The sequence below is a fragment of the Staphylococcus capitis subsp. capitis genome (genome assembly GCF_040739495.1).
In the GTDB taxonomy this organism is placed as follows: Bacteria; Bacillota; Bacilli; order Staphylococcales; family Staphylococcaceae; genus Staphylococcus; species Staphylococcus capitis.
This window is the reverse complement of the sequence record NZ_CP145263.1, coordinates 1,431,130-1,453,756: the sequence shown is the minus strand read 5'-3', so window position 1 is coordinate 1,453,756 and position 22,627 is coordinate 1,431,130. Positions and strand designations below refer to the sequence as shown.

Here is a 22,627-nt window from a genome sequence, read left to right as displayed (position 1 = left end):
CGTATGTATAATTAAATTTATGAAAGCGCTTGCTTAAAGAGGTGTACGAATGAAAATTGAAGCACAAAAACCTGTAGATCAAATAGTGAAGATATTAATGGATACATCAACTCATATATTTAAATTTCATGGCGAAGTTGCGATGCAATTGTTTTTAAATGATGAGTTTAAGTTACCTAACAAAGTGGATATTTGCGTTGAACGTAAAAAATTAATTGAAATCCTTAAAGTTATACCTAAAGATTTCACTATAGAATATTATAGTAAAGCAAATATAGTTCCACAGAGTAAAAAACTTTCATTACCTGAAGTTGCCCATGTCGAAGTGTTTAAAGATGGAAATATGGTTCTCAATATTTTTGTTTATGATGTAGTAAATGATGAGTGGATATTTAGATTAGATAGTAAGATTCGCTTGCCGAAGAGTAATATTTATTTTCATTCATTAAGCTGGAATGTAGATTATATCAAACCTGAAATTGTATTAATGTATGATTTGATGGATGATCAAAATTATCATCAATTTTCAAATTATAAAGCTGTGATTGATTCTCTCAGTTATTATCAATTCTATATTTTAAAATTGGTAGTAGGTAAGAAACGCATTGAAGAAGCGGTTATAAATAATAGGAAAATATCATAAAAAGATTTCTACGACATACACTGAAAATAGACTAAAGTAGTATATGTATTGTAGAAATCTTTTTGTTTTATGAACATAAATTTTTTAGACAAATACCATGGTAACAAAATTCATAAGTTGAAAGGACAGCCTTCTCTGCATTTTCAACTCGTATACCAAACATCATTGATATTTCAGAAGCCCCTTGGTTAATCATTTTCAAGTTAATATTAGACTCTGAAAGTGCATGAGTGATTTTACTTGCTGTACCAACTACCTGATTCATTCCTTCTCCAACAATCATTAATATAGATAAGTCATGGTCAACGCTTAGTTCATCTACCTCACACCGTTTTCTTATTTCATTTAAAACTTGACTTTCCTTACCTTTAATCTGATTAGTACGCATAATAATACTGATATTATCAATACCAGATGGCATATGATCGAATGAGATATTAAACTCCTCTAATACTGCTAGAATTTTTAATGTAAATCCAACCTACCTATTCATCAAATACTTCTTAATATTAATAACTGTAAAGCCTTTGTCGCAACTTATACCGCTAATTACATTTTCTGAATTAATTTCTCTATCGTGACGAATATAAGTACCTTTATCGCTAGGACGATTTGTATTTTTTATTACAACAGGAATTCGATCTTTATATAAAGGTTGTAGAGCTTCATCATGAAAAACTCCAAATCCAGCATATGACAGTTCCCGCATTTCTCTATAAGTAATTTCTTCAATTAGCTCTGGCTTATCTATTATTGTTGGGTTTGCTTTGAAAATACCTGACACATCAGTGAAATTTTCATAAAGTGATGCTTTTACACCTCTAGCGATAATAGCGCCAGTAATATCTGAACCACCTCGTGGGAAGGTTACAATATAATCATTTTTTGAAATTCCAAAGAAGCCGGGAATAATAAGCTTTTCATTATAATCACGTAATTTATAAATATCCTCATATGAAGAATCTATAATTTGAGCTTGTTGTGGCAAATCTGTCACTGTGAGTCCAGCTTCTTTAGGAGAAACGTATCGTGTAGGAATACCTTGACTATTATTGTATGAAGCAATTAATTGCGCATTAAAATCCTCTCCGCAAGATAATAAAGCATCATATAAACGAGCAGGTTTGTCATAAAGTTGACTAATGTATCGTTCTAACGTTTCATCAATGGTAGTTAATATCTCTTTATCCATCACTAACTCTCTTACAATATCAGCGTAACGTTGTATAATTTCTTTCTTCTTACTTTGATAATCTAAACCATTTAGTACTTTTTCATATAAACGAATGAGTAAATCAGTTGTTTTAGTATCATCTTTACTTCTTTTTCCTGGGGCAGAAACGATAATTATCTTGCGCTCAGGGTCCTCATTTACAATATCTAATACTTTTTTAATTTGTTTAGCATTGGAGACAGAACTACCTCCGAATTTAGCAACTTTCATGAGCTATCAACCTTTCTAAAAAATCAGAAAATTCTATTCAGTTTTCTGATTAAGCATGGTACTATAGATTTATATTTTCAATATTAAGAACTTTACAAAAATTAAGAATGATTTTATACTAAACCATTATTTAGTATTTTTCAAATGTACAATTGTTTTTATCAAAAGCACAATAGGAGGTATGATACATGAAAGAATTGAATATTGCATTACTTGGTTTGGGAACTGTCGGATCAGGTGTTGTAAAAATTATTGAGGAGAATAGGCAACAAATTAAAGATACCATCAATAAAGATATTGTCATTAAGCATATTTTAGTACGTGATAAATCAAAAAAACGTCCATTAAATATTAGCCAATATCATTTAACTGAAGATATTGATGAGATATTAGGGGACGAATCAATTGATATTGTAGTTGAAGTTATGGGTGGTATAGAACCTACTGTCGATTGGTTAAGAACTGCATAAAAAAAAACGTGATAACTGCTAACAAAGATTTATTAGCAGTTCATTTAAAACTGTTGGAGGATTTAGCAGAGAGCAATGGTGTAGCCTTAAAATTTGAAGCAAGTGTTGCAGGTGGTATTCCAATTGTTAATGCAATTAATAATGGTTTGAACGCTAATAATATTTCAAAATTTATGGGGATTTTGAACGGAACTTCTAATTTTATTCTTTCTAAAATGACACGCGAGCAAACAAATTTCGAAGACGCTTTAGATGAAGCTCAAAGATTAGGGTTTGCTGAAGCAGACCCTACAGATGATGTAGAAGGTGTCGATGCTGCTCGTAAAGTTGTTATTACATCTTATCTATCATTTAACCAAGTGATTAAACTTAATGATGTGAAGTTAACTGGTATTAGTGGAACTACATTATCAGATATTAATGCTGCTGATCAATTAGGCTTTAAAATAAAGCTAATTGGTAAAGGTACTTATGAAAATGGTCATGTTCACGCTTCAGTTGAACCAACACTTATTCATAAGACGCATCAACTTGCAGCTGTTGAAAATGAATATAACGCCATTTATGTTGTAGGCGATGCTGTAGGTGACACAATGTTTTATGGTAAAGGTGCCGGTAGTTTAGCTACGGGAAGTGCTGTAGTAAGTGATTTACTCAATGTTGCTTTATTCTTTGAATCGAACCTTCACACGTTGCCACCTCATTTTGAATTAAAAACCGATGAAACAAGAGAGATGATGGATGGGGAAGAACCAGTAGTAATCCAAGAAAAGTTAAATTACTACGTTGTTTTACAAAATAATCAATTAACTGTTGAAAAAATCGAGAATGACATTAAAGCGCAGTTGCCGTTACATAAATCTCTTCAAATTGTTGAAAGAGACGATAATACGGTTGCAGTGATTATTACAGGATTGGATCAATCTCCAGAGAATGTTCTAAATAAATCAGGATATGAAGTTGAAAAGATTTATCCTGTAGAAGGAGTTTAATAAATATGAAAAGATGGCAAGGATTAGTACAAGAATTTAATGAGTATTTACCAGTTAACGAAGAAACACCTCAGATTACCCTTAACGAGGGCAGTACGCCACTTATTTATTGTAAAAAGTTATCTGAAAAGCTTGAAATAGAGTTGTATGTTAAATATGAAGGTGCCAATCCTACAGGATCATTTAAAGATCGTGGCATGGTTATGGCGGTCACTAAAGCTAAGGAACAAGGCAAAAAGATAGTGATATGTGCATCTACAGGAAACACATCGGCTTCAGCAGCAGCTTATGCTGCACGAGCAGGTTTGAAAGCAATTGTAGTTATTCCTGAAGGTAAGATTGCACTTGGAAAATTATCGCAAGCTGTCATGTATGGCGCAGAAATTGTTTCAATTGAAGGGAACTTTGATGAAGCACTAGAAATTGTAAAAGAAATAGCGGAAGAAAATAGTGATATTGAATTAGTAAACTCAGTGAATCCTTTTAGAATTGAAGGGCAGAAAACTGGGGCGTTTGAAATTGTTGAACAGTTAGAACAAGCTCCAGACGTATTAGCAATTCCTGTTGGTAATGCTGGGAATATTACTGCTTATTGGAAAGGTTTTAAAGAATTTAATGAGAAAAAAGGTAGCCAATTACCTCAATTATTCGGCTTCCAAGCAGCAGGCGCAGCTCCAATTGTTCAAAATAAAGTTATTAAAAATCCAGAAACAGTTGCGACAGCTATCCGTATAGGTAATCCAGCAAGTTGGCAGAAAGCAGTTAAAGCGTTAGAAGAATCTAATGGATTAATTGATAGTGTAACAGATGACGAAATTCTTGAAGCTTATCAGTTAATGACTACAAATGAAGGTGTATTTAGTGAGCCAGCAAGTAACGCATCCATCGCAGGTTTAATTAAACTTCACAGAGCAGGAAAACTTCCTAAAGGTAAAAAAGTAGTGGCTATTTTAACTGGTAATGGATTAAAAGACCCAGATACAGCAATCTCCTTACTAGATAACCCAATTCAACCGTTACCAAATGACAAGGACAGTATAATCAAATACATTAAAGGGCAATTTGATATGGAAGAAGTTTTGAAACTTAAAATTCCGGCATCAACTGCTAATTTAGGCGTAGGTTTTGATTCAATAGGAATGGCACTAGATAAATATTTATACATGTCTATTAAAAAAATAGATGGACATGATTGGGAATTCTTATATTAAAGTCCTGAATTAGAAACATTACCCAAAGATGAAAGTAATTATATCTATAAAGTTGCTCAAGAGGTTGCATTAAAATATGATGTAACATTACCTTGTTTACAAATCGAAATGAGAAGTGATATCCCACTAGCTAGAGGACTAGGTTCCTCTGCTTCAGCGCTAGTGGACGCTTTATATATCGCAAACTATTTTGGTAATATTCAATTATCGCAATACGAGTTATTACAATTAGCTACTGAAATTGAAGGTCATCCTGACAATGTTGCTCCAACAATCTATGGCGGACTCATCTCTGGATATTATAATCCGGACACTAAAGTAACAGATGTTACGCGTATTGATGTACCTAAGGTTGATATTATTTTAACAATCCCGCCTTACGAATTACGTACTGAAGACTCTAGAAATGCCTTGCCTGAAACCTTTTCCTACAGAAAAGCAGTACAAAATAGTGCGATTAGTAATACTATGATATGTGCTTTAATTCAACATAAATATGAGTTAGCAGGTAAAATGATGGAACAAGATGGGTTTCATGAACCATTTAGACAGCATCTTATTCCAGAGTTTGAAGAAGTTCGTCAACTATCGCGACAACACGAAGCATATGCAACTGTCATCAGCGGTGCAGGTCCTACAATTTTAACTTTAAGCCGTAGAGAACGTAGTGGTGAATTAGTTAGAGTACTAAGAGATCAAATAACTCATTGTACCTCTGAACTTGCTACAATTAATGAGAGCGGCGTTATAGAAGAAGTTGTGTACCTAAAGTCCTAAATTATTGTAAAATATGGATAAGAATGATTTTTGATTAAGTCACGGAAGGAGTTCTTTTGCTATATGAGTAAATTTAAAATGGTAGTTTTGGATATGGATGATACTCTAATGAATAGCGACAATGAAGTGTCACCCGAAACTAAATCATATTTGATTGATATTCAAGATAAAGGATATAGCGTAGTTTTAGCATCTGGTAGACCTACGGAAGGGATGATTCCAGTAGCTAGAGAATTGCAGTTAAATCATAATGAGAGTTTTATTATTAGCTACAATGGTGGTAAAACAATCAAAATGTCTAATGAAGAAGTTGAAGTAAGTAAAACAGTTTCGAAAGATAATTTTGATTTAATTGTAGATTATTGTAGAGAACGAGGCTTTCTAGTTTTAACGTATGATAACGGTTATATTATCCATGATAGCGATCACGAATATATGAATATTGAATCTGAATTGACAGGGCTACCTATGAAAAGAGTTAAAGATATTAAATCTTATATTTCTCGTGATGTTCCTAAAGTGATGGGCGTAGATTATGTAGGTAACATTACTGAAGCACGTATAGATTTAAATGGTTTTTTCAATAAGGATATAGATGTAACGACTAGTAAACCATTTTTCTTAGAGTTTATGGCTAAAGATGTCTCCAAAGGAAATGCTATTAAAGCACTATGCAAAAAAGAGAATATTAATCTAGAAGAAGTAGTGGTGTTTGGAGATAGTTTAAATGATCAATCTATGTTTGAGGTTGCTGGCTATTCCGTTGCGATGGGTAATGCTAGTGAAGAACTTAAAGAGAGTGCCGATGAAGTTACCTTGGATAATGACTCAGAAGGTATTCCTCATATGTTGAAGAAATTGATTTGATTAACAATAAAAAATTGCTAAAAATATAGCTTTAAACATAATTAAAAGGACTGGTAAGAGGTGTTAATCTTGCCAGTCCATATTTTTGTATTATCATAATTTGATATTTGACTTATTTTATTTGGCAGTGTGTGTCCAATCATGTTTACCTTTGTAACGTTTGACGTGTGCATAAACTTGGTCAGCAGCGTAATCAAGGTTTGTATATACTGTAATAGTAAAAGCTGATTGATTGTCTTCAAAGGGTTCTTCCAAAAATACATCTTTGAGATGTGTAAATAAATCATTCATTTGATCATGTTTTAAACTAGGGTATTCCCTTAACGTGTGTTTTAGTAAATTACCATTTTTTTCTTCAAGGGCTTGAACCACAATGACAAAACGTTCATCTTGTTTTATAACATCATCGAATAAGTTAGTTTGTCCAACCATGTTATCCACCTCTAAACCTTTTTATTACTTATATTATACATGATTACTTTTAAACATAAAATATTCAAAGTTGCTATGAAAGAAGTTTATTTTCTAAAAAGAATTCAATCGATTAATGAAAGAAATAAGATAAAAAGGCGACAATTCTTATAAAGAACTATCGCTTATAAAATTAATTTTTATAATTGTGAGAAGTTAAATCCATTTCTTCTAATTTTACAAAATGCGTGCGTTTAAGTAATTTATGCACGAAATAAATAATTGCAAGAATAATAATAGGTGCAAAGTTTCTTAAAACACTTAAAAAATCTCCAGTAATAATACTACCGTAAGAATTACCTAATAGTAAAAAAAATAATGTAATAATTACTATAACTGCTCCTATTGGATAAAACGGTGCTTTATAAGGTAGTAATTCATCAGGATTTTTACCTTGACGTTTAATGGCGCGACGCAATCTAATTTGAGACCAAATACTTGATCCCCACACTACAATAACCATTGAACCAATTATGTTTAATAGATTAAACACAGCATTTGCATTGAAATTTGCATATACTATAACAAGTATTATAAGAATGTATGTTGTGACTAACGCACGAATAGGTAATTTCGTTTGTTGATTTAATTTGCCGAAAAATTTAGGAGCTTGGCCATCGGCGCTTAGAGAAAATAGCATTCTACTCGTAGTATAGATTCCTGAATTTGCTGCTGATAATAATGAAGTTAAGATAACCGCATTAATGACAGATGCAGCAAATGCGATTCCAATTCTATCAAATACGATAGTAAACGGACTTTGGGAAACAGATTCATGCTCATTTAATAATAAAGGATCTGTATAAGGTATAATAGCTGCTATCACAGCGATAGATAATACATAGAATAAAAGAATTCTCCAAAATACTTGTTTGATAGCTTTAGGCATCGATTTCTGAGGATTATTTGATTCGCCTGCGGTAACTGCGACGACTTCAGTTCCACCTACAGAGAAACCAGCTACTAGTAATACGCTTAGTATTCCTGATATACCACCCACAAATGGTGCTTGACCTTTAGTATAATTTTCAAAACCATAAGAATGGCCACCTAATATACCAAATATCATTAATACGCCAAAGATGATAAAAACAATTATTGTTATTACTTTGATAAGTGATAACCAAAATTCCGTTTCTCCAAAAGCTTTGACTGAAAAGATATTAATTAAGAAAATAAAAGTTAAAAATATTAAACTCCAAACTAGAGGACTAAGTACTTTAAATACGTCCCAGAATTGGAGGACATTCGATGCTACAATAACGTCTACACTTGTAACGAGTGACCACATTCCCCAATATAGCCATCCCATCGTGAAACCTAGAGATGGATCAACAAAGCGCGTTGAGTAAGAACTAAATGATCCTGATACTGGGTAAAAAGTTGCCAATTCTCCAATAGATGACATTAAAAAGTAAAGCATAATCCCTATTAGTATATAAGCTAATATAGCGCCACCGGGACCTGCTTGCGAAATTACACTACCAGTTGCAACAAATAATCCCGTTCCGATAGCGCCACCAATTGCAATCATGGATATGTGTCTCGAATTGAGTCCACGTTTCATATTGTTATCTTCCATATGGTGTCTCCCATCTATTTAAATATATCCACCATTTTAATCTTTTTGAGTTGAGTATTCAATAACTTTTTAGCACTTTAAAGCGAAAATGTTTAAAAATTTTCTGAAATTTTATTTTAAATAGGAAATGCGTTTAGTTGCTATTCAAAACGGGTTTATTTAAAATATATATTACATTATAATTATTACAAATAAGAAAATATGAGGGGGAGCTAGTCATGTCTAAACAAGATGGTAGATTAACTGGACTATTTGGTGCACCAGTATCAGATAGAGAAAATAGTATGACAGCAGGGCCACGTGGTCCATTATTGATGCAAGATGTTTATTACTTAGAACAAATGTCACATTTTGATAGAGAAGTTATTCCTGAGAGACGTATGCACGCAAAGGGTTCTGGAGCTTTCGGTACTTTTACTGTAACAAATGACATTACTCAATATACAAATGCTAAAATCTTCTCTGAAGTTGGCAAACAAACAGAAATGTTTGCGCGTTTTTCAACAGTTTCAGGTGAACGTGGAGCTGCTGACTTAGAAAGAGATATTCGTGGATTCGCATTAAAATTCTATACTGAGGATGGTAACTGGGATTTGGTTGGGAATAATACTCCAGTGTTCTTCTTTAGAGATCCTAAATTATTCATTAGTTTAAATCGTGCTGTTAAGAGAGATCCACGTACAAACATGAGAAGTCCTCAAAATAACTGGGATTTTTGGACTGGTGTTCCAGAATCTTTACATCAAGTAACTATTCTAATGTCAGACCGTGGTATGCCTAAAGGTTTCCGTAACATGCATGGTTTCGGCTCACATACTTATTCAATGTATAATGATGCGGGAGAACGTGTATGGGTGAAATACCACTTTAGAACACAACAAGGCATTGAAAATTATACTGATGAAGAAGCCGCTGAAATTGTAGGTGGAGATAGAGATTCATCTCAACGAGATCTATTTAATGCCATTGAACAAGGCGATTATCCTAAATGGAAAATGTATATCCAAGTGATGACAGAAGAACAAGCTAAAAACCATCCACACAATCCATTTGACTTAACTAAAGTATGGTACAAAGATGATTATCCTTTAATTGAAGTTGGAGAATTTGAATTAAATCGCAATCCTGAAAACTATTTCTTAGATGTAGAACAGGCTGCTTTTGCGCCAACAAATATAGTACCGGGATTAGATTTTTCTCCAGATAAAATGTTACAAGGACGACTATTCTCTTATGGAGACGCTCAGAGATATCGTTTAGGTGTCAATCATTGGCAAATTCCTGTCAACCAACCTAAAGGAGTTGGAGTTGAAAACTTATGCCCATTCAGTCGTGATGGTCAAATGCGTTTCTTAGATAACAACCAAGGTGGCGGACCTCACTATTATCCAAATAACCAAGGCGTATATGATTCTCAACCTGAGTTCAAAAAACCATCATTCCCTGTAGATGGCGATGGATATGAATATAATTTCCGTCAAGACGATGACAATTATTTCGAACAACCAGGCAAGTTATTCAGACTACAATCAGATGATGCAAAAGAACGTATCTTTACTAACACAGCTAATGCAATGGACGGGGTAACTGAAGACGTTAAAGTACGTCATATTCGTCATTGTTATAAAGCAGATCCTGATTATGGTAAAGGTGTAGCTAAAGCTTTAGGTATTGATATTAATCAAATCGATTTAGAAACTGAAGAAGATGAAACTTACGAAAACTTCAAATAATATATTTGGAAAAGATAAGATTGCACGTTGACATAAATTATGATAAAATCTTAAATCGTAAGAATTCCTAACAACATTAGAAAGGGTGTTTAACGTGCGCGTAAATATTACTTTAGCTTGCACAGAATGTGGCGATCGTAACTATATTACAACTAAAAATAAACGTAATAATCCAGAACGTATTGAAATGAAAAAATATTGTCCTAGATTAAATAAATATACGTTACATCGTGAAACTAAATAATTTCTTATCTTTCAAATACGACAATTTGAAATTTTTTGTCTCTCCTATTATTTAAATAGGAGAGGCTTTTTTATTGAAAAATTATAAATAAAGTTTTATTAACTTCAGAACTTTTCCTTGTATAAATCGTAATATATGTTATTCTATAAATCGTAATAATTACGATTATAGAAAAGAGGTTAAATTAAATGGCAAAAAAATCTAAAGTAGTTAAAGAACAAAAAAGGGAAGAACTTGTAAATAAATATTATGAATTACGTAAAGAACTAAAAGCCAAAGGTGATTATGAAGCGCTTAGGAAACTTCCTAGAGATTCATCACCTACAAGATTAACTAGAAGATGTAAAGTGACAGGGCGTCCAAGAGGTGTTTTACGCAAATTTGAAATGTCTCGAATTGCTTTTAGAGAACATGCACATAAAGGTCAAATCCCTGGCGTAAAAAAATCAAGCTGGTAAAAAAGAATTTATGTCTTTTGTCCATTTACATTAGTAAAAAAACAATGTACAGTTAGTAAGGATAAAGAATAACTGAATAATATGTGCAAATTTAATATGATTATTCGGTTTTAAAGTATTATCCAATTAAAATTTTTAATTGTAAGGGGCAAAAGACATAAAATGAAGATTTTTGACTATGAAGATATACAATTAATACCAAATAAATGTATTGTTAATAGCCGCTCTGAATGTGATACTTCAATTAAGTTCGGACCACGCACATTTAAATTACCAGTGGTTCCGGCCAATATGCAGACAGTAATGAATGAAGAACTTGCACAATGGTTCGCTCAAAATGACTATTTTTATATTATGCATCGCTTTGATGAAGAAGCTAGAATTCCATTTATTAAAAAAATGCAAGATGATGGACTATTCGCTTCTATCTCTGTTGGAGTAAAAGAAAATGAATTTAAATTCATAGAAGAACTCGCTTCGAAATCTTTAGTTCCAGAATATATCACGATTGATATTGCGCACGGTCATTCAGATTCAGTTATCAATATGATTAAACATATTAAAAACCACATACCTCAAAGTTTCGTTATTGCTGGTAATGTTGGCACACCTGAAGGCGTTAGAGAGCTTGAAAATGCTGGCGCTGATGCAACAAAAGTTGGTATTGGTCCAGGTCGTGTTTGTATAACTAAAATCAAAACAGGCTTTGGTACTGGAGGTTGGCAATTAGCTGCGCTAAACATTTGTAGTAAAGCTGCTCGCAAACCTATCATTGCTGATGGTGGTTTAAGAACTCATGGTGATATAGCTAAATCAATTCGTTTTGGTGCATCAATGGTAATGATTGGCTCGTTGTTCGCTGCACACGAAGAGTCACCAGGAGAGACAGTTGAACTTGAAGGTAAGAAATATAAAGAATATTTTGGAAGTGCTTCAGAATTCCAAAAAGGCGAACATAAAAATGTTGAAGGTAAAAAAATGTTTGTCGAACATAAAGGTTCACTTAAAGATACTTTAATTGAAATGCAACAAGATTTACAAAGTTCTATATCTTATGCCGGTGGTAAAGATTTAAAATCATTAAGAACTGTAGACTATGTTATCGTGAGAAACTCAATTTTCAATGGTGATAGAGACTAAGTTTAAATAGTAGGTGTAAAAAATTAAAAGATTTCTATTATTCGTTGTAGTTTTATTATGTATTGTTATTTTCACACCCATTAAAGAAGCTCAGCCATTAGTACATTTTCAAAAGGAAGTGCGACAACAAGTTGATACTTGGATTAATAACGATTTAAATGGTAATGATAAATCATTATCTGTTCCTAGAAAACAAGAGTTTGCACTAAATAATATCCAAATGAATATGTCTAAGAAAACCGTTGAAAGTGAATTAGGTAAAGAAAAACGTATTACTTCTAATGAATATGGAACTAAGTGGTACACATATTATAATGAAGATTATGATCATTTTATTATGATTAGTTATATAAAAAATCACGTTAATGCCATGTATTCTAATCAAAATATAATTTCTTCAAAATCTAAAATTAAATACGCTACTCCTAAAGAAACTGTAAGAGATCGGTTAGGTAGTCCGATAAAATATATTAATAAAAGGCGATATCGTTTTGAGGTAACAAACAACGAATACGATGTTTTCCATAAAGATCATATTTATACAACAGTTTTTTACGATAAACATCAAAGTAGTGGAGTGACTGCGTTATTACAAGTAAGTGAGAATATGGAAAATCGCATACGTCAACAATATGGAGCACCATCTAAAGAATTAGAAAAAAGCTTTGAATTACAAAATTTTGATATAGTTAACTCGGAAAGAAAGCAACATAGTCTAAATACATTAAGTTATTCAAGCAAAATTTCAAATACTGCTAGAAAACATAGTAAAAATATGTCTAAAAATAACTTCTTCGATCACACTGACAATAAAGGGCATTCTCCTTTCGATAGATTGAAAAGTGATAATATTGATTTTAATGCAGCTGGAGAAAATCTTGCTTATGGCCAAGTTAATAGTATTTATGCTCATGAAGGGTTAATGAATTCATTAGGACATAGAAAGAATATACTTAATACCCATTATCGAAATTTAGGTGTAGGTGTCGACTTTAATAAAGAGAAACAGCCATTTTGGACTGAGAATTATACAGAGTAAAAGTTTATCTTAAGTGAATAAGGGTAAACAATGTTCGTAAGGATGTAGATAAACATGAAAACGAATAAAGAGAAACAACCCGATATACTAGATAAAATAAAAGACGTTTTAAACAAAGATTCTAAACAAAAGACAAGGTAGTACGAAAAACTACCTTGTCTTTTTATATATTCAATATGAGATTTTTTATAGGAGGTCTTAATTAGAGAGAAATTGATAGTTACATTTCTCTGTATAATCCTATGACTTTACCAACAACAATAACGTTATCTAAATAAATAGGATCCATAGTACTATTTTCAGGTTGTAATCGATAACGATTTTTCTCTTTATAGAAACGTTTAACTGTAGCTTCTTCGTCTTCTGTCATTGCTACTATAATATCGCCATTTTCAGCTATCGTTTGGCTTCTCACAATTACTTTATCGCCATCTAAAATACCAGCTTCAATCATACTTTCTCCTACTACATTTAGAATGAAAATATCACTATTGTGTGTTGAAGTTAAGTGTTCGGGTAACGGGAAATACTCTTCGATGTTCTCAACTGCCGTAATAGGAACACCGGCAGTAACTTTACCTATAACAGGTACATGAATAGTTTCTTCAACATTAACTTCCTCTAGTTGTTCGCTAACTATTTCAATGGCTCTAGGTTTAGTAGGGTCTCTTCGAATATAACCTTTTTCTTCTAATCTGGATAAATGTCCGTGTACTGTTGAACTTGATGCTAAGCCTACAGCTTCACCTATTTCTCTAACACTAGGTGGATAACCCTTGGTTTGTACGATGTGTTTAATGTAATCATAAATCTCACTTTGTCGTTTAGTTAATTCTCTCATATATAGGCACTCCCTAATTTTATTTAAGTATATTATAGCATTAATCTTCTTTCAAAACAAACGTTTGTTCGTTTTGATGTTGACAGAGAACATTAGTTCTGATAAATTAAATATACAAACAAACGTTCTAGGAGTGAGATTAATGTTAATTAAGACAAAACAAAAGTTTTTATTATATATAGCTGTAGTACTCATCTCTTGCATGGTGTTCCTAACATTCTTTTTAAGTGTAAATCAAAGTGCGCACTCAGAACAAACGTACGAAATGACTGATCATGAAATTCATCAACAGGATAATAATAAATCAAATTATAAAGTTGAAGACAAACAAAATAGCGAACAGAATGACAATAAAGTGTTCGCTTTAGTTAACTAGTAAGTTTTAAAAATATACGTTGAGTAAGTATCGATGATGAGCGTAACTATTTGGTTATGCTCATTTTTTTGATATATTCTACACAAGAATTTAATGTAGGGAATCATATAGATTTTTAAAGTTTTACACATTTTGTTTTTAAAATTAACAAGGAGCGTGACGATGATGTCTAAGAAAGATTTAAATATAGATAGAATCAATGAACTAGCTAAAAAAAAGAAAGAAAAAGGTTTAACAGAAGATGAAGCTAAGGAGCAATCTAAATTAAGAAAGCAATATTTAGAATCATTTAGAAAAGGGTTCAAGCAACAACTTGAAAATACTAAAGTGATAGATCCTGAAGGAAATGATGTTACACCTGAAAAGGTTAAAAAAATTCAATCTAATAAAAATAATAAAGAGTGAAATAAGATCGTTCAGGGTAGTTCTTGAACATTTATTAGGAGCTAATTTATCAGATTTTTCTTTATCATTTTAAATTAAAATAAGTTATAATTATATTTAGATATTATTTGAAGAAGGGAAGACACAACGATGTTTAACGAAAAAGACCAATTGGCTATCGACACAATACGTGCACTTAGTATTGATGCTATCGAGAAAGCAAATTCAGGACACCCTGGTTTACCAATGGGAGCTGCCCCTATGGCGTATACATTATGGACACGTCATCTTAATTTTAACCCCCAATCTAAAGATTATTTTAATAAGGATAGATTTATTCTTTCAGCAGGACATGGGTCTGCCTTACTATATAGTTTATTACATGTATCAGGTAGTTTAGAATTAGAAGAACTAAAACAATTTAGACAATGGGGTTCTAAAACTCCAGGTCATCCAGAGTTTAGACATACAGATGGAGTAGAAGTAACAACTGGGCCACTAGGTCAAGGATTCGCAATGTCAGTGGGAATGGCACTTGCTGAAGATCACTTAGCTGGTAAATTTAATAAAGATAATTTTAATATGGTTGACCATTACACATACGTTTTAGCTTCAGATGGAGATTTAATGGAAGGGATTTCGCATGAAGCTGCATCATTTGCTGGTCATAATCAATTAGATAAGTTAATCGTTTTATACGATTCTAACGATATTTCACTTGATGGAGATTTAAATAAGTCTTTCTCAGAAGATACACAATCTAGATTTGAAGCATATGGTTGGAATTATATTTTAGTTAAAGATGGCAATGATTTAGAAGAAATTGATAATGCTATTAATAAAGCTAAATCACAACAAGGTCCAACTATTATTGAAGTTAAAACAGTTATCGGTTTCGGTTCTCCAAATAAAGCTGGTTCAAATGGAGTACATGGAGCTCCATTAGGCGAAGATGAAAGAAAACTTACTTTTGAAGCTTATGGACTTGATCCTGAACAACGATTCAATGTACCTGACGAGGTTTACGAAATCTTCCAAACTTCAATGTTAAAACGTGCGAACGAAAATGAAGATGCTTGGAAAGCCAAATTAGAAGAATATAGTAAGGAATATCCTGAATTAGCAGAAGAATTTAAGTTAGCTATTAGTGGTAAATTACCTCAAGGCTATGAAAAAGAGTTACCTAAATATGATTTAGATCATAAAGGAGCATCAAGAGCAGATTCTGGAGAAATTATTCAAAAACTTAGTCAAACAGTGCCATCGTTCTTCGGAGGTTCTGCTGATTTAGCAGGTTCTAATAAGTCTAATGTTAAAGAGGCTAAAGATTATGATAAAGAAACACCTGAAGGTAAAAATGTGTGGTTCGGTGTTCGTGAATTTGCGATGGGTGCAGCAGTGAACGGTATGGCTGCTCATGGTGGATTACACCCTTATGCAGCAACATTCTTCGTATTTAGTGACTACTTAAAACCTGCATTACGCTTATCAGCTATCATGGGTCTTAACTCAACATTTATTTTTACACATGATTCAATAGCTGTTGGTGAAGATGGTCCTACACATGAACCGATTGAACAATTAGCAGGCTTACGTGCTATTCCTAATATGAATGTTATCCGACCAGCAGACGGTAATGAAACACGTGTAGCATGGGAAGTAGCATTAGAATCAGAACAAACACCAACTTCTCTAGTTTTAACACGTCAAAACTTACCAACTTTAGATGTTGCTGAAGAAACAATAGAAGCAGGGGTCCGTAAAGGTGCTTATGTAGTATTTGAAACAGAAAAAGAACCTGAATACTTATTATTGGCATCTGGTTCAGAAGTTAGTTTAGCAGTAGAAGCTGCCAAAGATTTAGACAAACAAGGAAAAGGTGTTAGAGTCGTATCAATGCCGAACTGGTTTGCATTTGATAAACAATCAGATGATTATAAAGAATCTGTATTACCAGCCTCAATCACTAAGCGTGTAGCTATTGAAATGGCATCACCTTTAGGTTGGCATAAATATGTTGGAACAGAAGGTAAAGTTATTGGTATTGATGGTTTTGGCGCAAGTGCACCTGGTGATTTAGTAGTTGAAAAATATGGATTCACTAAAGAAAATATATTAAATCAAATTCGTACATTCTAATATTTTTAAATAATTAGTAATTTGAAAAGGGTTACTAGTTCAAGTTTATTAGCTAGTAGCCTTTTATTTTTATATAATTTTAATAGTAAATTTGTTTAGAAAAACTAAAATTTGTTATCATTGCTAATGGTAGATATTAGTTATCACTATAAAGTGCCTCTTGAAATAACAAAGTGAATTTAGTAAAATTCAGTAGGATAAAGAAAGTGGGTGAAACAATGGCAACTTGGTTAGCAATTATTTTAATCATTTTAGCACTTATCGTAGGATTAATCGGTGGTTTCTTTTTAGCAAGAAAATATATGATGGATTACCTCAAGAAAAACCCACCTATCAATGAAGAAATGCTACGTATGATGATGATGCAAATGGGTCAGAAACCATCACAAAAGAAAATCAATCAAATGATGACAATGATGAACAAAAATATGGACCAAAACATGAAAGGCAAATAAAGCAATATTATTTCGAGCATCACAGTGTATTAATAATCACTGTGATGCTTTTTTTGTCACCTGTAGTAGTAAGGATGATGCTGAATTTTATTTAATCTTTGCTTAATATTGAATTTGATCGAGATAATAAATTAAATTTGTGAACTAGTTATTATCCAACGATAGTTATTATAGTGGTTAATCAAAATATATTGTAAATCGTAACTTAAAAACAAAAGTGTATTAAAAAAGTTAAAATTATTAAGGTACATAGCAATAAACTTGGTTTACTATTTAATTGGGGGCGATAAATAATGACAAGTCGTAATAAAGAATTACTTAAATTGGGTTTTAATGTAGTAGACTTAACCATCTCTATCATTTTAATTTATTTGTTAATTAAACTATAGACTGGTCATTTATAATAAACCTTCAATAACTCATGTCTTAGTGGAAAGATTAATCTGCTAAGACATTTTTTAACTGTATGGAAATTTAAATTAGTTATTGATAAACCTAGCTTTTAAATCTTTTGAATTTTAGTAAGTTTAAAGTAGTCATTGATATAAGGATAGTGATATACTATCATATGATGAATTAAGAGTATTAAGTTTATGTCATAAGAAGGTGTCAAATTGGCTTATTTAGTATTTTCTATTGTCGTTGCTTTTTTAATGGGCGCAGTAGTTATTGTAATTAGAATGAAAGCTCAAAAGTTCCCGGTTAATGAGAAAAAAATCATATTACCACCGTTTTTTATGGCAACTGGGGCTTTAATGTATATTATCCCATATTTTAGATTAACTGGTATGGAAATGTTAGAGTCACTAATTTTAGGCGTACTCTTCTCAACTGTCTTAATTTTTACATCAAGATTTGAAGTCAAAGGCAGCGAAATTTACATGAAACGTTCTAAAGCATTTCCAGTAATTTTAATTTCGTTACTAGTTATTAGAACTATCATCAAAATCTTTATCAGCAATGAAATCAATCCAGGAGAAATAGCTGGTATGTTTTTCTTACTAGCGTTTTGTATGATTGTGCCTTGGAGATTAGCAATGTTCTATAAATATAAAAAGTTAAAAAAATCACTAGTTAAATAGTGTTTTAGCCACTTGTCATATTATTTGATGAGTGGCATTTTTTACTTGAAAGTAGATCAAAAGAAATGTAAAATTTAAATGCGAACAAATGTTCTTATTAGGAGGATGGTTATGAAAATTATACACACTGCTGATTGGCATCTCGGTAGAATCTTAAATGGTAAACAATTACTTGATGATCAAAAATATGTTTTAACTAAATTTATTAATCATATGGAAGAAGAACAACCTGATGTCATAGTCATAGCAGGTGACTTATATGACACCTCTTATCCAAGTAAGGAAACGATGAGTTTACTTGAAAACACCATTGCAGAGTTGAATATTAGACTTCATATACCTGTCATTATGATCAGTGGGAATCATGATGGAAAAGAAAGGTTAAATTATGGCTCATCATGGTTTGAACACAATCATTTATACATAAGAACCAAACTCAAGGATATACATAAACCTATAGAAATTAACGGGGTACAATTTTTTGCGTTACCTTTTGCGACAATAAGTGAAGTACAAAACTTTTTTAAAGATAAGGAAATTAAAACCCATCAACAGGCTTTAAATCACTGCTTAGAATATATGTCTCACAACATTGATGAAAATAAGATGAGTATTTTAATTGGTCATTTAACAGTTAAAGGTGGAAAGACATCCGATTCAGAGAGACCTTTAACTATAGGAACTGTAGAATCAGTTGAGAAACACTCATTTAATCAATTTGATTATGTAATGTTAGGGCACTTACATCATCCTTTCAGTATAAATGACAAAAATATTAAATATAGTGGTTCGCTACTACAGTATTCATTTTCTGAAGTCAATCAAGCAAAAGGTTACCGCATAGTTAATATCGATGAAGTTAATAATGTAGAAGATACATTTATATCAATTGAACCTCTTAGAGAATTAGAGGTTATAGAAGGCGACTATGATGATGTTATTGAAGAACGAGTTGCTGTGAAAAATAAGGATAATTATTTTCATTTTAAATTAACTAATATGTCTCATATTAATGATCCAATGATGAAACTGAAACAAATTTATCCTAATACATTAGCATTAACTAACAATACATTCGAACGTATTGAAGAATTTAATAACGTGGAGATAAAGAAGCAAGATGACCAATCTATAATTAAGTCGTTCTATGAGTCGATGACTAATGAGTCTATCAGCGAAAATCAGTCTAATAAAATAGCAGAAATTTTAAATAATATCATGCGAAAGGAGGTCTAATAAATGAAACCATTGAACTTAAAGTTAAATAATTTTGGACCCTTTCTTAATGAGACAATAAATTTTAGTCAAATTGAAAATAATGAACTTTTTTTAATAAGTGGTAAAACAGGGTCAGGCAAGACAATGATTTTTGATGCTATTGTGTATTCGTTATTCGGAGAAGCTTCAACTAAAAATAGAAAAGAGGGTGACTTAAGAAGTCATTTTGCCAATGGTAAAGAACCTATGAGTGTGACATATGAGTTTAAACTAAATAATCAAACATTTAAAATTCATAGGGAAGCGCCTTTTATAAAAGAAGGTAATACAACTAAAACCCAAGCTAAACTTGATATTTATGAGTTGAAAAATGATGTTTACGAACTAAGAGAAAGTAGGGTTAACGCGGGTAATCAATTTATAACTAAAATTATGGGTGTTAACGCTGAACAATTTAGGCAATTATTTATTTTGCCTCAAGGTGAATTCAAAAAGTTTCTACAATCAAATAGTAAAGAAAAACAATCTATTTTAAGAACACTATTTAATAGTGAAAGATTTGAAGAAATACAAAAGTATTTAATAGAAAGTGTTAAAGAAGAAAAACTTCAAATAGAAAATAGATATAATGAAATAGATTACTTATGGAATGAACTTAATACATTCAAAGATGATTATTTATTTAATTTAAAAGGTATAGAGAGCTCGCAAACAGAGAAAATTTTAGAGCATTTACCAGATTTTATTAAGCATGGTAAAAATATATTAACTCGTTACAAAAAGCAAAAAGATAAGTTGAACCAAGAAATAGAAAAAATAACTGACGAATATACTTTTAATAAAGAATTGAACCAAAACATAAATTCTTTAGAAACAAAAAAGAAATCATTCGAAAATCTTAAACAAAACCAAGATAGTATTGATCATCTTAAGATTGAATTAAAGAAAATAAGAGAATCCAATGTTTTGATTAATTATTTCAAAAGGCAAAAAGTTGTTAATAGAGAGATTGAGGAATTAGAGAGAGAAATCACTAAATCAAAATCTAAGGAAGAAGAATATAAAACTCAAATTAATAATGTAGAAAAGACTCTTAAATCTTTAGAATCAGAAGAACAAGAAGTTATCAAAATTAACGAATATCTCGAGAAAACTTATAACTTTTATAATAATCTTGATGATTACATTAAAGCTTTTGAGCAAAGGCCTATTATTCAAGAAGAATTAAATAAGTTAGAAAAAAAGTATTCTGAATCAAAAGAAAAAAAAGAAAAACTACTGAATCAGGCTAAAGGAAAAACAAGAAATTATGAAATAATTGATCAATATGTCGATGAGATAAATAAGTTCAAAAATTTAATCGATGATACTGAAAGGTATTTAGAAAGGGAAGAACAAGTTCGAGAAATCCAACAAGAACAATCTAAAAATGAAAAGCAAATTCAAGAGCTAAAAATTAAATATGCCAATATAGAAAATATTATTTCCCGAGTTGATGCAACTAACATTGATTTAAACAATAAGGAAACATTTGTGAAAGAAATTCAAATGGCCCTTTCAATTGGAGATACATGTCCAGTTTGTGGTAATGAGATTCATTCACTAGGCGAACATATTAATTTTGAACTAATTGCTGAAAATAAAAAACAATTAGACGAACTTGATAAGAGTAAAAACTCTATCAAAGAGGATATTATTAGGTTAGAAAGTAAAAATGAAGCACTAACTAATCGAAAAAAAGAAATAAATTTTACAGAACAAGAAATTCATAATATAGATGAACTCAAATCGAAGTTACAAGAGATAGAAAATGCTAAAAGTCTTCAACAAAAAGAAAACCAATTCTTAGAGTCAATTTATGATGAAGAGAAAAAATTAAATCAAAATCTTCATAAATCTGAATTAGATATAAATAATAAAAAAGCGCAACTTGAACAGTTAGATATTAAATTAAATGATTTCGAGAAAATTACAAAGTTTGAATCGTGCGTTTCATTTAAACAATACTACGAGAATAAAAAGCAAGAAATTCAATCTTTTAAAGAGCGTAAAGAAACTATAAAGGATCAACTACTTGAACTGAAAAACAACGTAAATATAGAGTCAACTAACCTTAAGCATTATAAACAGAATTTAGATGCTAGAGTTGAAGAAGACAAACAGCTTACTAATAACATTAAAGATGAGATGTACCGAAATGGGTTCGAATCATATGAAGAAATTGAAGAAGCAATAAGTTTAAGTGAAGATAAAAGTAATATTGAAGAAAAAATTAATGACTATAACAGACAATATCAAACCTATGAGATCGAGATTAGCCAATTAGAAAAACTTGTTGATGGCAGAGGTTTAACTAATTTAGAAGATATTGAAACGCAATTAAGAACAAAAAATCAAGAATTAGATCAAATTAATTCAGAAGTTGCAACAATAGCTTATAAGCACGAAGTTAATATAAAAAATATAGATAAAATTGAAAGTTTAATTAACACACTTAATGAAGAATTGAAAGAGCAAAAAGAAATATTTTTACTAACTGAAATTCTTTCTGGTAAGAACAGCCACAAGCTAACCCTAGAGAATTATGTACTCATTTATTATTTAGAAAAAATCATCTTCCAAGCAAACCAACGTCTATTAACTATGAGTGGAAATAGGTATCAATTGATAAGAAGACAAGCTGTTTCTCAAGGCTTCAGCGGTCTTGAAATTGATGTATTTGATTTTCATTCTAATAGGTCTAGACATATTAGTTCTCTTTCTGGAGGAGAAACATTCCAAGCTTCTCTTGCATTAGCGCTAGGTTTAAGTGAGATTGTTCAACAAGAATCTGGAGGAATTAATTTAGAATCAATGTTTGTTGATGAAGGGTTCGGTACGCTAGATCAAGAAACATTAGAAACAGCGCTAGATACGTTAATTAACTTGAAATCTTCCGGTAGAATGGTAGGGATTATTTCACATGTAAGTGAATTAAAACAAAGAATTCCACTTATTTTAGAGGTAACAACCAATCAGTATCAAAGCGAGACTAAATTTAAAAGAAATTAGTATATAAATA

The 22,627-nt window shown here is 31.4% G+C and carries 17 protein-coding genes and 4 pseudogenes; 17 read left to right on the top strand and 4 right to left on the bottom strand.

Annotation, left to right across the window (positions count from 1 at the left end; translation table 11 throughout):
* Window positions 1–49 precede the first annotated feature (49 nt).
* Window positions 50–643, top strand: coding sequence for a hypothetical protein (locus tag V6C74_RS07300; protein ID WP_002453153.1), 594 nt, complete (start codon window positions 50–52; stop codon window positions 641–643).
* Window positions 644–710: 67 nt separating this feature from the next.
* Here V6C74_RS07300 and V6C74_RS07295 read toward each other — a convergent pair.
* Window positions 711–2,087 (bottom strand): annotated as a pseudogene (locus V6C74_RS07295) (aspartate kinase).
* A 188-nt stretch (window positions 2,088–2,275) separates the two neighbouring features.
* Here V6C74_RS07295 and V6C74_RS07290 point away from each other — a divergent pair.
* The 4 genes and pseudogenes from V6C74_RS07290 to V6C74_RS07275 all read left to right on the top strand — a co-directional run bounded on the left by V6C74_RS07290 (window position 2,276) and on the right by V6C74_RS07275 (window position 6,404).
* Window positions 2,276–3,549: pseudogene (locus V6C74_RS07290) on the top strand (homoserine dehydrogenase).
* Window positions 3,550–3,554: 5 nt separating this feature from the next.
* Window positions 3,555–4,607: pseudogene (gene thrC, locus V6C74_RS07285) on the top strand (threonine synthase); the annotation flags it as partial.
* A 9-nt stretch (window positions 4,608–4,616) separates the two neighbouring features.
* Window positions 4,617–5,537: pseudogene (gene thrB / locus V6C74_RS07280) on the top strand (homoserine kinase).
* Window positions 5,538–5,600: 63 nt separating this feature from the next.
* Window positions 5,601–6,404 carry a Cof-type HAD-IIB family hydrolase gene (locus V6C74_RS07275; protein ID WP_002453159.1) on the top strand — a complete coding sequence of 268 codons (804 nt, stop codon included), beginning with the start codon at window positions 5,601–5,603 and terminating at the stop codon, window positions 6,402–6,404.
* A 117-nt stretch (window positions 6,405–6,521) separates the two neighbouring features.
* On the opposite strand, the gene V6C74_RS07270 is transcribed toward V6C74_RS07275, so the two are convergent.
* Both V6C74_RS07270 and V6C74_RS07265 read right to left on the bottom strand, forming a co-directional pair.
* Window positions 6,522–6,836, bottom strand: coding sequence for a hypothetical protein (locus V6C74_RS07270; RefSeq protein ID WP_002453160.1), 315 nt, complete (start codon window positions 6,834–6,836; stop codon window positions 6,522–6,524).
* 172 nt (window positions 6,837–7,008) lie between these two features.
* A complete protein-coding gene (locus V6C74_RS07265; RefSeq protein WP_002453161.1) occupies window positions 7,009–8,457 on the bottom strand; it encodes an amino acid permease in 1,449 nt (482 codons plus the stop codon).
* Window positions 8,458–8,675: 218 nt separating this feature from the next.
* Here V6C74_RS07265 and V6C74_RS07260 point away from each other — a divergent pair, with 218 nt between their 5' ends.
* The 5 genes from V6C74_RS07260 (at window position 8,676) to V6C74_RS07240 (ending at window position 13,071) form a co-directional block, all read left to right on the top strand.
* Window positions 8,676–10,190, top strand: a complete 1,515-nt coding sequence (locus V6C74_RS07260) for a catalase (protein ID WP_002453162.1) — start codon at window positions 8,676–8,678, stop codon at window positions 10,188–10,190.
* Between the two features lie 94 nt (window positions 10,191–10,284).
* The gene (gene rpmG / locus V6C74_RS07255; RefSeq protein ID WP_001831295.1) at window positions 10,285–10,434 is read left to right on the top strand and encodes a 50S ribosomal protein L33; all 150 of its coding nucleotides are present in this window, start codon (window positions 10,285–10,287) and stop codon (window positions 10,432–10,434) included.
* Window positions 10,435–10,622: 188 nt separating this feature from the next.
* Window positions 10,623–10,892, top strand: coding sequence for a 30S ribosomal protein S14 (gene rpsN / locus V6C74_RS07250; protein ID WP_002433763.1), 270 nt, complete (start codon window positions 10,623–10,625; stop codon window positions 10,890–10,892).
* A gap of 162 nt (window positions 10,893–11,054) precedes the next feature.
* Complete coding sequence (gene guaC / locus V6C74_RS07245; protein ID WP_002453164.1) at window positions 11,055–12,032, top strand: GMP reductase; 978 nt, start codon at window positions 11,055–11,057, stop codon at window positions 12,030–12,032.
* A 22-nt stretch (window positions 12,033–12,054) separates the two neighbouring features.
* Window positions 12,055–13,071, top strand: coding sequence for a CAP domain-containing protein (locus tag V6C74_RS07240; protein ID WP_029625700.1), 1,017 nt, complete (start codon window positions 12,055–12,057; stop codon window positions 13,069–13,071).
* Window positions 13,072–13,291: 220 nt separating this feature from the next.
* Here V6C74_RS07240 and lexA read toward each other — a convergent pair whose 3' ends face one another.
* Window positions 13,292–13,912: a transcriptional repressor LexA gene (gene lexA, locus V6C74_RS07235; protein ID WP_002433936.1), complete on the bottom strand. Its 621-nt coding sequence runs from the start codon at window positions 13,910–13,912 to the stop codon at window positions 13,292–13,294.
* A 142-nt stretch (window positions 13,913–14,054) separates the two neighbouring features.
* On the opposite strand from lexA, the gene sosA reads away from it, so the two are divergent.
* The 7 genes from sosA (at window position 14,055) to sbcC (ending at window position 22,617) form a co-directional block, all read left to right on the top strand.
* Window positions 14,055–14,288 carry a DNA damage-induced cell division inhibitor SosA gene (sosA, locus tag V6C74_RS07230; protein ID WP_002453166.1) on the top strand — a complete coding sequence of 78 codons (234 nt, stop codon included), beginning with the start codon at window positions 14,055–14,057 and terminating at the stop codon, window positions 14,286–14,288.
* A 165-nt stretch (window positions 14,289–14,453) separates the two neighbouring features.
* Window positions 14,454–14,693 carry a DUF896 domain-containing protein gene (locus V6C74_RS07225; protein WP_002453167.1) on the top strand — a complete coding sequence of 80 codons (240 nt, stop codon included), beginning with the start codon at window positions 14,454–14,456 and terminating at the stop codon, window positions 14,691–14,693.
* Between the two features lie 129 nt (window positions 14,694–14,822).
* On the top strand, window positions 14,823–16,811 hold the full coding sequence (tkt, locus tag V6C74_RS07220) for a transketolase (protein WP_016898132.1): 1,989 nt from the start codon (window positions 14,823–14,825) through the stop codon (window positions 16,809–16,811).
* 218 nt (window positions 16,812–17,029) lie between these two features.
* Window positions 17,030–17,266, top strand: coding sequence for a YneF family protein (locus V6C74_RS07215; RefSeq protein ID WP_016898133.1), 237 nt, complete (start codon window positions 17,030–17,032; stop codon window positions 17,264–17,266).
* A 614-nt stretch (window positions 17,267–17,880) separates the two neighbouring features.
* Window positions 17,881–18,348, top strand: coding sequence for a CcdC family protein (locus V6C74_RS07210; protein ID WP_002453169.1), 468 nt, complete (start codon window positions 17,881–17,883; stop codon window positions 18,346–18,348).
* A gap of 111 nt (window positions 18,349–18,459) precedes the next feature.
* Window positions 18,460–19,584: an exonuclease subunit SbcD gene (gene sbcD / locus V6C74_RS07205; RefSeq protein ID WP_002453170.1), complete on the top strand. Its 1,125-nt coding sequence runs from the start codon at window positions 18,460–18,462 to the stop codon at window positions 19,582–19,584.
* 3 nt (window positions 19,585–19,587) lie between these two features.
* Entirely contained in the window at window positions 19,588–22,617 is a 3,030-nt protein-coding gene (sbcC, locus tag V6C74_RS07200; protein ID WP_049389155.1) for an exonuclease subunit SbcC, read from the top strand.
* Window positions 22,618–22,627 lie beyond the last annotated feature (10 nt).

Excerpts from the sequence above, each read along its gene's own strand:
- guaC (WP_002453164.1), top strand. The coding sequence starts at position 11,055 with ATGAAGATTTTTGACTATGAAGATATACAATTAATACCAAATAAATGT.
- V6C74_RS07215 (WP_016898133.1), top strand. The coding sequence starts at position 17,030 with ATGGCAACTTGGTTAGCAATTATTTTAATCATTTTAGCACTTATCGTA.
- sbcD (WP_002453170.1), top strand. The coding sequence starts at position 18,460 with ATGAAAATTATACACACTGCTGATTGGCATCTCGGTAGAATCTTAAAT.
- V6C74_RS07265 (WP_002453161.1), bottom strand. The coding sequence starts at position 8,457 with ATGGAAGATAACAATATGAAACGTGGACTCAATTCGAGACACATATCC.
- V6C74_RS07275 (WP_002453159.1), top strand. The coding sequence starts at position 5,601 with ATGAGTAAATTTAAAATGGTAGTTTTGGATATGGATGATACTCTAATG.
- tkt (WP_016898132.1), top strand. The coding sequence starts at position 14,823 with ATGTTTAACGAAAAAGACCAATTGGCTATCGACACAATACGTGCACTT.
- V6C74_RS07270 (WP_002453160.1), bottom strand. The coding sequence starts at position 6,836 with ATGGTTGGACAAACTAACTTATTCGATGATGTTATAAAACAAGATGAA.
- V6C74_RS07300 (WP_002453153.1), top strand. The coding sequence starts at position 50 with ATGAAAATTGAAGCACAAAAACCTGTAGATCAAATAGTGAAGATATTA.
- V6C74_RS07260 (WP_002453162.1), top strand. The coding sequence starts at position 8,676 with ATGTCTAAACAAGATGGTAGATTAACTGGACTATTTGGTGCACCAGTA.
- sbcC (WP_049389155.1), top strand. The coding sequence starts at position 19,588 with ATGAAACCATTGAACTTAAAGTTAAATAATTTTGGACCCTTTCTTAAT.
- V6C74_RS07225 (WP_002453167.1), top strand. The coding sequence starts at position 14,454 with ATGTCTAAGAAAGATTTAAATATAGATAGAATCAATGAACTAGCTAAA.
- sosA (WP_002453166.1), top strand. The coding sequence starts at position 14,055 with ATGTTAATTAAGACAAAACAAAAGTTTTTATTATATATAGCTGTAGTA.
- lexA (WP_002433936.1), bottom strand. The coding sequence starts at position 13,912 with ATGAGAGAATTAACTAAACGACAAAGTGAGATTTATGATTACATTAAA.
- rpsN (WP_002433763.1), top strand. The coding sequence starts at position 10,623 with ATGGCAAAAAAATCTAAAGTAGTTAAAGAACAAAAAAGGGAAGAACTT.